Origin of the sequence: Sphingobium herbicidovorans, assembly GCF_002080435.1 — a bacterium.
Taxonomy (GTDB): domain Bacteria; phylum Pseudomonadota; class Alphaproteobacteria; order Sphingomonadales; family Sphingomonadaceae; genus Sphingobium; species Sphingobium herbicidovorans.
On record NZ_CP020539.1, the window covers coordinates 702,008 to 714,019 of the forward strand.

The following is a 12,012-nucleotide window of genomic DNA, read 5'->3' on the forward strand; positions in this document are numbered from 1 at the left end:
TGGCATCGGATGCTCGCTGATCACACCTAACCCGTAATCGTGCCTCTGGCTGACATACCCGACAAACGTATAAGCTCGCCATGCGCGGGCGTCACCAACCCAATTCCGCGTGCGATCCCAAGCGCACAAGCTGCAAGGTGTCGTCATCGGGCTTGCGGTAAATCAGCACGAGGTCGGGCTTTATGTGGCAATCGCGATGGTCGCGCCAGTCGCCGGTCAGCGCATGGTCGCGGTGGCGCGGTTCAAGCGGCTCGTCGGATGCCAGCGCCTCGATGATCGGGATCAGGTCAGCGTCCAGCGTCTTGGCGTGCTGCCCCTTCTTCTCCCGCTTGTAGTCGCGCTTGAACCGCCCGAAGCGTTCAATCGTCCGCATTGAGGTCGGCCATCAGGTCGACCACCGTGGCGAACCGCTTGCCCTTTCCCTCGCGCGCTTCCTTCATGGCCTCGATCGTCTCGGCATTGGGCACCAGCGGTTCAAACGGCAAGGCCTTGTCGCGGGCAACGCGGGTCAGCATCAGGCGCACGGCATCGGAGACGGTCAGCCCCATAGCAGCCAGCACGGTCGCGGCTTCCTCCTTCACCGCTCCGTCGATCCGGGTCTGCACAAGAGCGTTTGCGGCCATGTCGATTTCCTTTCTGCATGACGATGTAATGCAAGCGAACGCAAAGTGCAATCAGGCAAAGCCCCGGCTATCGACATGGCGACCGGGCTTCGCGTTTTTCACCTTCAATGCTGTGAGTGCCATCGGTTCGGGGCCCTGATCGGGAATGTTGGGGCCGTTCTCACACTTTCGGTGGGCAAACGGTCCCACAATCGTTCCACATTTTGGGCCAAATTCAGGCAAATCAGGGAGACGACCGCGAACAACTTACAAGACAAATCGTTGCTTTTTCAGTGTAGGTAGGGGTAGGGACGCCATCAGCTCGCTTGACACAAGGTTCTACACTCGACAGCGGGGTCCTCTACCACCGGGCAATTCTGCAGGATGCTGCAAACCGCGCGATATCAATGGCGGGCGAAAATTCGCTGACCGGCGCTGCCGAAGGCCACCACCGTATAGGGTTGGCGGGCAGCGCCTGCCACTTCCATGCCCTCCGAACCGATCGGCATCCCCGCAACCGCAATGCCTTTGACGCCCGCAGGACGGGTCGCCAGCAAGCGCTTGACGTCGGATATCGGGACATGGCCCTCGATCATATAGCCATCGACGATCGCGCTGTGGCAAGATGCCAGCGTCCGGGGCATGCCGGCCTTGCGCTGAAGCTCGCTGCGCGACGCATCGTCACGCATGACGACCTTGCGTCCCAGCTTCGCGCGCACGGCCTGCGCCCACTTCTCGCAACATCCACATCCCGGATCCCGGTGGACGACGATATCACTGGCCGCAAGCGCTACGCCGGGCATGGCGAGGAACAGCAAGGCGACGAATAGGCGGGTCTTCATGAAATGACTCCCGGAAGAACGATAAGCATGGGGCAGAGGCCCCTTCTTTTCTATACGCATCAATGCGCCCCTCCCCTCATCACGCAGATGATTTTACGATGGCGGGCGGCCTCCAGGCTAGCGGCAGGGACACAAGCAGCGCTAGCGATAGACCACCAATCCCCCACAGAACGAGCGGCTGCGCCCCGGGAGCGACGATGGCTATCGCCAGCGGCGCGAGCGCCTGCCCGATGCTGGCGGCGGAATGCTGGAAACCGAGCTTCACGCCTGAAGGGGCCCCGCCGCCGCTGATCCAGAAGCTGGTGACCAATCGAAGGGTTGCCGAGCTCCAGCCGGCAGCAACGATGATCCCACTGAGCTCGGCCATACTCGCGGCGACAGGAAACATGAAAAGTGCCACAGCCAGCAGGCCCAGCGTCAATCCGGCAAGCCGCCTCGGCACAGTGACCAGCCAATCCAGCTTTGCATGGAAGATCTGTGCCGCCAGCATGCCCAATCCGCAGAGACTGAGCATCCAGGCGATCTCTTCGCGGCTCAGCGAAATGGCGCTCCGCGTCACCAGGAGATTGACATGCATCGCCGCCAGCCCGCCGCCCGCGACGATCGTGATAAAAAGCAGGATCAACGTCGCGCCGAGCGTAGGCGCGGGCAGGTCTCCGCCATCGATGCAAGGTGCACACCAGCGCGGCAGACGCACGGCGCAAAGCGCCGCCCCGACGGCACCGATGCCGAGAGCGAGGATCATGAGGGGAGCGCGGGGCAGGATCGCGGCCGAGACCTCCGCCACCAGCGGACCGGCGAGATCGCCCAGAAACACGAAGGCGGTCAGCCAGGTGAAGCGGCGCGCCTGGTCCGCGCGCCCGCTTGCGGCAAAGCTCGCGCAGAGCAAGCCCAACGGTATGATGGCGGCCGACGCCATCCCCGCCACCAGACGCAATGCATAAAGCTCAGGCAACCCGACGAGGCCGATCGGCGCGGTCACCAGCGCGAGGATGACCAGCGCTGCGCGCAACATCGCCCGATAGTCGACCCGGTCCGCGATCCAGCCCCAGAGCGGCGCCGCCAGCAAGGCTGCCAGGGGATGGACCGCGGTCAGGCTCGCGACGTGAAAATCATGAGCGCTTGACGATAGCGCGCCACGAGCCGGGTCGACCAGTGCCGGAAGGAAGGCGAGAATGGCCGTCTGTCCCGCCGACGCCGCAGCCGCCGCGAGCAACAAGACGAAAAAGGAGGCCGGCCAGCGACCGTTGGCTTGCGATCCAGCCTTGTCACGCGGCGCGTTCGCGGTCGATCCCTCGAGTGGCCATCCGCGGATCACCACCAGGCGCGCAAGCCGATCACCAGCCTGTGTTCGGAAGGCCCTTCCCTGCGCAGGCGACGGAAATCGGCCGTGCCGTCAAATGCGCGCTCCCAGACGAAGCCGATATAGGGCGCGAACTTGCGCGACACCTCGTAGCGCAACCGTCCGCTCAGCTCGACATTGCTGAAGCCGCTGCCGAGCTGCCGATCGCTCGACCGCTTCGAATAGATATTGGTCTCTACCTGCGGTGTGAGGATCAACCGATTGGTGAACAGGACCTCATAGGAGGCCTTGGCGCGCGCCGCGAGACGCCCATCGGTCCCTACATAGCCGGTGAGCTGGACGTCGAACCAATAAGGCGCCAGTCCCTCGACGCCGGCGGCCAGCCATGTCGTCGCGCCCTTGCCGAGATCCTGCCTGACCCCGAGCAGCGTGCCCCAGAACGGGTTCTTGCTGTGCCACCACAGCGCCTCGACGCTGCTCTCCGGATCGAGACGTTGGTCGCGGGAGTTCTTGAGGCCCTGGCTGCGCAGCCAGAGCTTGTCATTGTCCTGACCCTTGGTGACGAGCACGGTCCAACCCACGCCCTGACCCTCGTTGCCGCTGGCGAATTCGAGCTCATCGACAAGTATCTTGGGGATCGAGAGCTTGTCGGCCATCTCATAGCCCGGCAGCGTCGAGTTGCGATAGCCGTCGGCATAATCGTCCGAGTTGCGCGCGTCCGGCGGGGCCTTGCCACCCTGCATCGAGCCCATGTCCATCGTGGCGCCGTTACCGGACGCCTTCGTGTCGGTCATATCCATGCCCGGCATGTCCATGCCCGCATGGTCCTGAGAGCCTTGCGCGGAAGGGGTGTGCTGAGCGGGAGTGGCCGTTTGGGCAGGGGTGGCGGCGGGCGACGGGGGCGAGGCATCCTGCGCGAGGGCGGGAGCCGTGATCGCCGGCGCCAGGAAGAGGGCAGCGCCAAGAGCGATGCCGCGCGAGGGGAAAATCCGGATCATGCGACCACCACCTCCCGGAACATGCCGGCCGCCATGTGATAGAGCAGATGGCAGTGGAAGGCCCATCGGCCCATGGCGTCGGCGGTGACGCGGAAGCTCACCCGCTGGGCGGGCTGGACCACGACCGTATGCTTGCGGACCTGGAAGGCGCCGTCCGGGCCTTCGACATCGCTCCACATGCCGTGCAGATGCATCGGATGCGCCATCATCGTGTCGTTGACGAAGGTGACGCGCAGCCGCTCGTTTGGCTTGAAATGAAGCGGCCTGGAATCGTTGAGCTTGATGCCGTCGAGCGACCAGATGAACCGTTCCATATTGCCCGTCAGATGCAGCTCGATGTCGCGCTCGGGCTCGCGCGGGTCGGGATCGCCGCCCGGCGTGCGCAGATCGGCCAGCGTCAGCACGCGCCAGCCGCGCCCGCGCAGCCCGGCGCCGGGATCGTCGAGATTGGTGCGCGGATAGTCGACGCGCATGTCGGTATTGGCGCCATATTCGGTGCGGGCGTGCCGTGCCCTGGCCGGCATCTCGGTCATGCCGTGCCCGGCATGCGCGTCGCCTCCCATTGCGCCCATCGTCGCCATCGCGCCCATCATGTCGACCGGCTCGAGCCAGGTCCGGGCATCGAGCGGCGGCACGGCTGCCGCCATGCCCGGGGCCGGTGCGATCGTGCCACGCGCATAGCCGCTCCGATCGATCGCCTGCGCGAAGATGGTGCGGGCGCCGCCCTCGGGCATGGTGAACTCGACGTCGTAGGTCTCGCCCGGGCCGATCCGGAATTCCTCGACCGTGACCGGCTCGACCGGCTGCCCGTCGGTCGATACGACCGTCAGCTCGACCCCGGGGATCCGCACGTCGAAGAACGTCGCCGTCCCCGCGCCGACGAAGCGCAGGCGCACGCGCTCGCCGGGCGCGGCGATACCGGTCCAGTTGCCGGCGGGCGGCGCGCCGTTCATCAGATAGGTGTAGGTCGCGGCAGAGACATCGCTGTAGTCGGTCGGGTTCATCCGCGAGCTGTTCCACATCCGCCGCCGCTCGAGCGCCTTGCCCAAGCCCATGGTGCCGACATCCTTGAGGAAATCGCCGGCGGTCGGCTGCGCAAAATTATAGTAGCTGCTCTGCTTCTTGAGATTGAGGAAGATCTGCAACGGCGGCTCGTCCGACCAGTCGCTGAGCACGATGCAATAGTCGCGATCGGGCGCCCGCGCCGTCGGCACCTGTTTTGGCTCCACGATGATCGCTCCATAGAGTCCCGTCTGCTCGGCGAGCGTGTGAGCGTGATACCAGTAGGTTCCGCTCTGGCGGACCTCGAAGCGATAGGTGAAGGTCTCGCCCGGCGCGATGCCGGCAAAGCTGATGCCGGGCACGCCGTCCATCTCCGCCGGCACGATGATGCCGTGCCAATGGATGCTCGACATCTCCTTGAGGCCGTTGCGCACACGGAGCGTGACCGTGTCGCCTTCGCGCAGGCGCAGGACCGGCGCGGGCACGCTGCCGTTCACGGCGGTCGCGATACGGCGTTTGCCGGTGAAGTTGACTGGCAGCTCGGCGATCTCGAGGTCGAACTCGGTCCCGCTAAGCTCGGCGGGCGAGACTGGGGCGGATCGCGCGAGAAGCGCCGGGGCGAAGCCGGCAACCGCGCCGCCGATCGCCAGCCCCTGGACGAAACGGCGCCGTGCGATCGGCCGGATATGTAAGGGAGACATGAACTGTACTTTCGCGAAGTCGGGTTCAGGCGAGGTCGAGGACGATCCGGCCCTCGATGTCGCCATGGTGCATGCGGGAGAAGACGTCGTTGATGTTCTCCAGCTTGTCTGCATGGACCGTGGCCTTGACCTTGCCGTCGCCGGCGAACGCCAGTGCCTCGAGCAGATCGAGCCGCGTGCCGACGATCGAGCCTCGCACGGTAATGCCGTTCAGCACGGTGTCGAAGATCGACAGCGGGAAGTCGCCCGGCGGCAGACCATTGAGCGCGACCGTGCCGCCGCGCCGGACCATGCCGAGCGCCTGCTGGAACGCCTTGGGCGAAACGGCGGTGACGAGCGCTCCGTGCGCGCCGCCTATCGCCTTCTTGAGCGCTGCCGAAGGGTCCTCGCTGTGCGCGTTGACCGTCAGTGTGGCGCCAAGGCGTGTAGCGAGGTCGAGCTTGCTATCGTCGATGTCGACCGCGGCCACATTGAGACCCATGGCACGGGCATATTGCACCGCCATGTGGCCGAGCCCGCCGATCCCTGAGACGACCACCCACTCGCCGGGTCGGGCCTCGGTGGCCTTCAATCCCTTGTAGACGGTGACGCCCGCGCAGAGGATCGGCGCAATGTCGAGGAAGTCGACATTGTCGGGAAGGTGACCAACATAGTTGGGATCGGCGAGGACATATTCGGCAAAGCTGCCATTGACCGAATAGCCGGTGTTCTGCTGTTCGTGGCAAAGCGTCTCCCAGCCACCCAGGCAATGCACGCAATGCCCGCAGGCGGTGTAGAGCCAGGGCACACCGACCCGGTCGCCTTCCTTCACATGGGTGACGCCCGCACCGACGGCGGCGACATGCCCGACGCCTTCATGGCCAGGAATGAAGGGCGGGTTGGGTTTGACCGGCCAGTCCCCTTCTGCCGCGTGCAGGTCGGTATGGCACACGCCGGTTGCCGCAATCTTGACCAGGATCTGCCCGGGGCCGACCGTCGGGATCGGCGCGTCCTCGATGACCAGGGGCTTGCCGAATTCGCGGACGACCGCCGCCTTCATGGTTTTCGCCATGTCCGTTTCTCCTTTTGAGCGAGGGGTCAGAACAGGCCGAGCGCGTGCTCGTCATAGGAGACGAGCAGGTTCTTGGTCTGCTGATAATGGTCGAGCATCATCCGGTGATTTTCACGCCCGAAGCCCGACGCCTTGTATCCGCCGAAGGCGGCATGGGCGGGGTACTGGTGATAGCAGTTGGTCCAGACCCGCCCGGCCTCGATCGCGCGGCCGAGCCGGTAGGCGGTGTTGCCGCTCCGGGTCCAGACGCCCGCGCCAAGACCGTAGGCGGTGTCGTTGGCAAGTGCGATCGCCTCCTCGACCGTCTTGAAGGTGGTGACCGCCAGGACGGGACCGAAGATCTCCTCCTGGAAGATGCGCATGTGGTTCTGACCCACGAACACGGTCGGCTGTACGAAATAGCCCTGGTCGAGCGCACCGCCCGGCAGCGCCCTGGCGCCACCGACCAGACACTGCGCGCCCTCGGCCTTGCCGATATCGATATAGCCCAGGATCTTGTGGAGCTGGTCCTCCGACGCCTGCGCGCCGACCTGGACCGACGGGTCGAGCGGATCGCCCTGGCGGATCGCGGCGACGCGCGCCACGGCGCGCTCGATGAAGCGGTCGAAGATCGACTCATGGATCAGGGCGCGCGACGGGCAGGTACAGACCTCGCCCTTGTTGAAGGCGAACAAAGTAAAGCCTTCGAGCGCCTTGTCGAAGAAGGCATCGTCCTCGTCGAGCACGTCCGCCATGAAGATGTTGGGCGACTTGCCGCCAAGCTCCATCGTCTGGGGGATCAGATGGTCCGCCGCGGCGTGCATGATCTGCTTGCCGGTGACGGTCTCGCCGGTGAACGAGACCTTGGCGATGCGCGGATTGGCGGCGATCGCCTGGCCGACGGTCCGTCCCGGGCCGGTGACGACATTGAGCACGCCGGGCGGCAGGATGTCGGCGGTGAGCTCGGCGAACATCAGCAAGGTGAGCGGCGTCTGGGATGCGGGCTTGATGACGGTGCAGTTGCCCGCCGCCAGCGCCGGGGCGATCTTCCACGCCGCCATCAGCAGCGGGAAGTTCCACGGGATGATCTGGCCGACGACGCCGAGCGGCTCGCGGAAATGATAGGCGATGGTGTCGGCATCGATCGTCGAGATGCCGCCTTCCTCCGCCCGGATGCAGCCGGCGAAGTAGCGGAAATGGTCGATTGCAAGCGGCACGTCGGCAGCGCGGGTCTCGCGGATCGGCTTGCCATTGTCGATCGTCTCGGCAAGCGCCAGCAGCTCCAGATTATCCTCGAGCCGGTCGGCGACGCGATTGAGAATCCTGGCGCGCTCGGCGGGCGCGATCCTTGCCCATTGATCCTTGGCGGCGTGCGCCGCATCGAGCGCGCGCTCGACATCTTCCGGCGTCGACAGCGCGAACTCGGCGATCTGGGCGCCATTGATCGGGCTCTTGTCGGCGAAATACTCGCCGCTCGCAGGAGCGCTCCAGCGGCCTCCGATGAAATTATCATAGCGGTGTCGGAAGGAGGCCGCCGCGTTAATGGTCCCGATCGCCTTCTCGAACATAACCTGACTCCATCTCTATCGATGGCCTGACGGAGTAGTCTCTTTGCCCGGGCGGCCTATAAGTAAGTTCCGCAGAAGGTAGTCTGGTATCGGTGTCGCGGGCTTTAAGGGTCGGACACGCCAACGGAGCCGATGAATATTCATCGACTCCTGAACCTATTCGCGCACGCCTGATCGGAATTATGCCGAGACAGGCGTTACTCGGCCGAGTCTTCTTTTGGCGAGGGCGGCGATTGGCATTCCAATTCTGGCGTTACGCCCGGGCGCGCTTTAGGCTCACCCAATCGCCTTTCTGAAACGTCCCGTCCCTCACGCGGAAATGAGCGTAATGGTCGTCGAAAATCTGGTCGACTTCGACATGACCGACAAGGCGGCGGTGGCGCGGCGTTGCGTGATAGACTTCGAGTATCTGCCCGATGTGCGCGCCATCGGCCTTGCCCAGGCAGGCCACTGTGCCGCCCGCATCCATACGGACGATCTTGCCGCGCATGAACAAGCTATGGCCGATACCCTGTGCGAGGAGCGGCGTGCTGCCAAAGAGCAGAAAGCCAATAGCAGCACCGACGCCAAGATGATTTCGCATCGCTGTTTCCTCTGTCACGTCAGACGCTCGGACCCGGTTTTGAAGGCCGGGAGCACGGGCGACGCTGGGCATCGTCAAAGAACTGGCCCGCCGCGGGGGCGGCGGCGGGCCCTCAGCCCCGGGGGGTGTTTTATCGGGGCTGGAAACTTCACATGTCGCTCATCGGCTTGTCGGCCATGGGCTTGGCGGTCTTCTTCTTCGCCGCCGGCTTGGCCTTCTTCATCGGCATCTTGCAGCAGCCACTCTTCGCCTTACCGGCCATGCCCGAGCCGTTCGATGCAGGCGAGCCGCCGGACATGCCGGCCATCCCCGACATGCCCTGTTGATCCTGCTGGGCCGGTTGCCCCTGCTGCTTCTGCGCGCCGGCCTGATGATCCTTCATCATCTGATCGTGCATCTGCTGCCCGCCATGATCCATGCCCTGCTGGTGGGCATGGGCCGGCGCAGTCTGCGCGGGCGCGGGCGTCGACTGGGCGAGAGCGGTGCCGGCGGCGAAGGTTAGCGTCGCGAAGAGGCTGACGGGCGCCGCGAGAAATGTCGTCTGTCGCATTGAGGGTCTCCGAGTGTTCTTCCTGTTGCCCGATCGACGTTCCGATCCCGGCAATTCCGAAGCTTCAATGCTGCTAGCGAGACGCTGTCTGTATACGTAAGTTACGAATCGAAATCCGATCGGCCGTGTGCCTGCTGGAGCAGGCGCGTAAAATGATGATCCGGGATCGATCAAAAATGTGACCCGGCCTGGTTTTCTCGTCCTGAGACCGGCCAGAAAAGCGATTGGCCCGCCGTGGGAACGGCGGACCAAGGCTTCGGTTGAAAGCGGCCATGATCTTGTCCGTCAACCTTGTCGTCTGATGGAATGATGGCAGGGTCAGCAACCACCGTCCGACCTGTGTGACATGCCGGAGGCGCCGTCCTGGTCCTGCGAATCCCGCATCGCCATTCGATAGCCCTGCATCATCTGGCCGTGCATCTGCTCCTTACCGTGAGCCATGCCCTGCATGTGGGCAGGATCGGGCTGGGCAGGCGCCGGCCTGGCCTTGAGGGTCTCCTCAAGATCGGGCATGCCCGGCGGCATCCCGTCCGCCAGCACCGGTCCGGCACTGACGGCGAGGAAGCCGAGAGCTGCGAGCGAAGCGATCATTGCCGTCTTCTTGCGCAAGTATCCATTCCTTCAAGTCTGGGTTTCTCGTTCGATCGAGCATATGCCCGGTCGATTGTCGCCCCTTCCGGAGCTTGCCCGTGAAATGGTGTCACCTTCCGCCTTGCTGTATACGTAATGTGCGAAGTCCGTCTCTGAGATGGCCATAAATTATCGCACTGGCATCGTTGTTGTGCCGATGTGTAACTATGGTTCGGACTCGAGAGCAGGACAGGTCGGCAACAGTGACTAATCCATGGCGGCCAGCAGACGCTCGAGAGGAATAGTGGCAAAAGTGGTGAAGCTGTCAGCAATGGCATAAGGCAGTACCAGCACCCGATTATGTACCATCGCGCCGCAGCTGTAGGCTACGTTTGGCACATAACCTTCGCGCTCATCCATGTCCGACCGCAAAAGCGGTAGCTTCGTCCGCGCCAGCAGCTTCGAGGGATCGTCACGGTCCAGCAGGCACGCCCCGATGCAATAGTTCCGAACGGCGCCGACTCCATGAGTTACGACCAGCCAGCCTTCGTCGATCTCGATCGGCGATCCGCAATTACCGATCTGGACAAACTCCCAAGGCCAGCGAGGTTCGATGGCTTTCGCTCCGCCACTCCAGTCGTGAATGTCCGCGGACGTCAGGAACCAGATATTTTCGTTATCCTCGCGCCCAAGCATGGCAAAGTGCCCGGCAATGCGTCGGGGGAAAAGCGCCATGCCCTTGCTACCGGTGGCATCCCCACGCAGCGGTCTGAGTTCGAATGTCCGGAAGTCCGGCGTGGACAACAACTCCTGCCGGACGGACTGGCCGCTAAATGCCGTATATGTACCGAAATAGGTGGCTCGGCCATCGTCGTCCAGGAAGCGGACCAAGCGAAGGTCTTCGATGCCACCACGCTGGCTGGGGTTGTCGGAAAGATCACGATCTCCGAGAGATCGTGGCTGCCATCGCACTTGATCCGAATGCCCGCGTCCGGCCCGTCCTCGCCGGAGATGTTTTCAGTCTCCAGCACGAGCGGCATGGGGCTCGGAGGATTGATTGCTATGGTTCCGTCCGCGGCGCAAAACCCGGTGCGAAAGGTGACGGAGGAGATATGCCCCTCGCCCACGCCTCGCAGGGAAAGAATGAATCGGAGAGAGTTTTCAGGTACAGCAGACTGGTCAGGATGCAGGACGATGCTCGGATTGAAAAGCGCTGCTGCCTCATAGGAATATTCGTTGCAAAAATGGGCACCGATCAAGAGCGCCTGTTCATGGGTGACCTCGCAATCACAGACGATGATGCCATCAACCTCGTGGAACCGCCGCAAAAACAGGGACGGAACCTCACGATGCCTTCCCGAGAAATCATCAAGAATGCGTTGCAACTCATCGTGGAGCGATGCTGGGTCGAGCGCCAGGACGCGGTCGGCGATGCGCTGCGCACGTGGCTGATCCGGTACCGCATATTTATAGGTTTCCGTCGACGGCATATAGGGTCTGATCACTACCCTTGCTGGATTGGGGCGGAGCAATTCGGGTAGCCGGTTGACAAATTCGGCGGTTGACACTGACTTCTCCAATACAGATCGACCGTGGAGCGTTCACGCAATCGTAAAGATGGTGCTCGGCATTACCCGACTATCGGGTGGCGGCACGGAAGGCTCCGGCGATGGCGGGTGCGATGATTTCCGCCGTTGCCGGATACTCGGACTTTGTGCCACGTGCCATGATCGCTGTCCTGGCGTAGTTGTCGGACACACAAGCTGTGACCGGGGGCTCTGGCCTGAACGTGACTATGTGGGGCACGTGCGAAGCGCGCCGCTCAGCTCGACATGTCCGCCATCGTTCGGCAGCTCGCCGCGCATTTCTTGCAGGTGGCCGAGCAACGCGCGATCCGCTGGTCCGCGCTATGGCGTCCGCATTCCTCGGCGCAGCGCTCGCAAGCGTCGGCGCAGGCGCGGCAGACGATGCGGTGCAGGGCAGATTCCCGCAGCATCGAGTTGGCAGTCGCCTGGCACAGTTCCGCACAGTCGTTCAGCATGGCGATCAGCGACGCCGTAGCTGACGCGCCGCCTTGCTTCGTCAGCCAAGCGGCGGTTTCCAGGCACATGCGGTGCGAAGCCACGCAATCGTCGATGCAGTCCGTCATCGACATCGCCATCCCTTCCATTCGATGCTGCTGCGCCGCCGCCGGCGCAGCCAGCGTTCCGGCGGCGGCAAGGCCGGCGCCCGCCATCAGCAATTCGCGTCTCTCGATCATGAT

The 12,012-nt window shown here is 63.8% G+C and carries 14 protein-coding genes; 1 reads left to right on the forward strand and 13 read right to left on the reverse strand.

Features of this window, described 5'->3' with window-relative positions; all coding sequences use genetic code 11:
- Positions 1-91 precede the first annotated feature (91 nt).
- The 12 genes from B6S01_RS17970 to B6S01_RS22255 all read right to left on the reverse strand — a co-directional run bounded on the left by B6S01_RS17970 (position 92) and on the right by B6S01_RS22255 (position 10,721).
- Complete coding sequence (locus B6S01_RS17970) at positions 92-373, reverse strand: type II toxin-antitoxin system YafQ family toxin (RefSeq protein ID WP_004212690.1); 282 nt, start codon at positions 371-373, stop codon at positions 92-94.
- Positions 360-623, reverse strand: a complete 264-nt coding sequence (locus B6S01_RS17975; RefSeq protein ID WP_004212689.1) for a type II toxin-antitoxin system RelB/DinJ family antitoxin — start codon at positions 621-623, stop codon at positions 360-362. The genes B6S01_RS17970 and B6S01_RS17975 overlap by 14 nt, the downstream gene beginning before the upstream one ends.
- 383 nt (positions 624-1,006) lie before the next feature.
- A complete protein-coding gene (locus B6S01_RS17980) occupies positions 1,007-1,444 on the reverse strand; it encodes a DUF411 domain-containing protein (RefSeq protein WP_007683347.1) in 438 nt (145 codons plus the stop codon).
- A gap of 79 nt (positions 1,445-1,523) precedes the next feature.
- A complete protein-coding gene (locus B6S01_RS17985) occupies positions 1,524-2,765 on the reverse strand; it encodes an MFS transporter (protein ID WP_007683345.1) in 1,242 nt (413 codons plus the stop codon).
- The gene (locus B6S01_RS17990) at positions 2,759-3,745 is read right to left on the reverse strand and encodes a copper resistance protein B (protein WP_004212678.1); all 987 of its coding nucleotides are present in this window, start codon (positions 3,743-3,745) and stop codon (positions 2,759-2,761) included. Before B6S01_RS17990 ends, B6S01_RS17985 begins: the two co-directional genes overlap by 7 nt.
- The gene (locus B6S01_RS17995) at positions 3,742-5,448 is read right to left on the reverse strand and encodes a copper resistance system multicopper oxidase (protein ID WP_021238859.1); all 1,707 of its coding nucleotides are present in this window, start codon (positions 5,446-5,448) and stop codon (positions 3,742-3,744) included. The genes B6S01_RS17990 and B6S01_RS17995 overlap by 4 nt, the downstream gene beginning before the upstream one ends.
- Positions 5,449-5,473: 25 nt before the next feature.
- Complete coding sequence (adhP, locus tag B6S01_RS18000) at positions 5,474-6,499, reverse strand: alcohol dehydrogenase AdhP (protein ID WP_007683342.1); 1,026 nt, start codon at positions 6,497-6,499, stop codon at positions 5,474-5,476.
- A gap of 26 nt (positions 6,500-6,525) precedes the next feature.
- A complete protein-coding gene (locus B6S01_RS18005; protein WP_025549141.1) occupies positions 6,526-8,046 on the reverse strand; it encodes an aldehyde dehydrogenase family protein in 1,521 nt (506 codons plus the stop codon).
- A 253-nt stretch (positions 8,047-8,299) separates the two neighbouring features.
- Positions 8,300-8,629, reverse strand: a complete 330-nt coding sequence (locus B6S01_RS18010; RefSeq protein ID WP_025549143.1) for a hypothetical protein — start codon at positions 8,627-8,629, stop codon at positions 8,300-8,302.
- A 148-nt stretch (positions 8,630-8,777) separates the two neighbouring features.
- A complete protein-coding gene (locus B6S01_RS21440) occupies positions 8,778-9,179 on the reverse strand; it encodes a hypothetical protein (protein ID WP_025549144.1) in 402 nt (133 codons plus the stop codon).
- Positions 9,180-9,497: 318 nt separating this feature from the next.
- The gene (locus B6S01_RS18020; protein ID WP_037462744.1) at positions 9,498-9,788 is read right to left on the reverse strand and encodes a hypothetical protein; all 291 of its coding nucleotides are present in this window, start codon (positions 9,786-9,788) and stop codon (positions 9,498-9,500) included.
- A gap of 228 nt (positions 9,789-10,016) precedes the next feature.
- Complete coding sequence (locus tag B6S01_RS22255; protein WP_457920911.1) at positions 10,017-10,721, reverse strand: glycoside hydrolase family 130 protein; 705 nt, start codon at positions 10,719-10,721, stop codon at positions 10,017-10,019.
- Between the two features lie 212 nt (positions 10,722-10,933).
- On the opposite strand from B6S01_RS22255, the gene B6S01_RS22260 reads away from it, so the two are divergent.
- Positions 10,934-11,290, forward strand: coding sequence for a hypothetical protein (locus B6S01_RS22260; RefSeq protein WP_021235680.1), 357 nt, complete (start codon positions 10,934-10,936; stop codon positions 11,288-11,290).
- Positions 11,291-11,571: 281 nt separating this feature from the next.
- Here the strand turns inward: B6S01_RS22260 and B6S01_RS18030 are convergent, their stop codons facing one another.
- Positions 11,572-12,012, reverse strand: coding sequence for a four-helix bundle copper-binding protein (locus tag B6S01_RS18030; protein WP_025549148.1), 441 nt, complete (start codon positions 12,010-12,012; stop codon positions 11,572-11,574).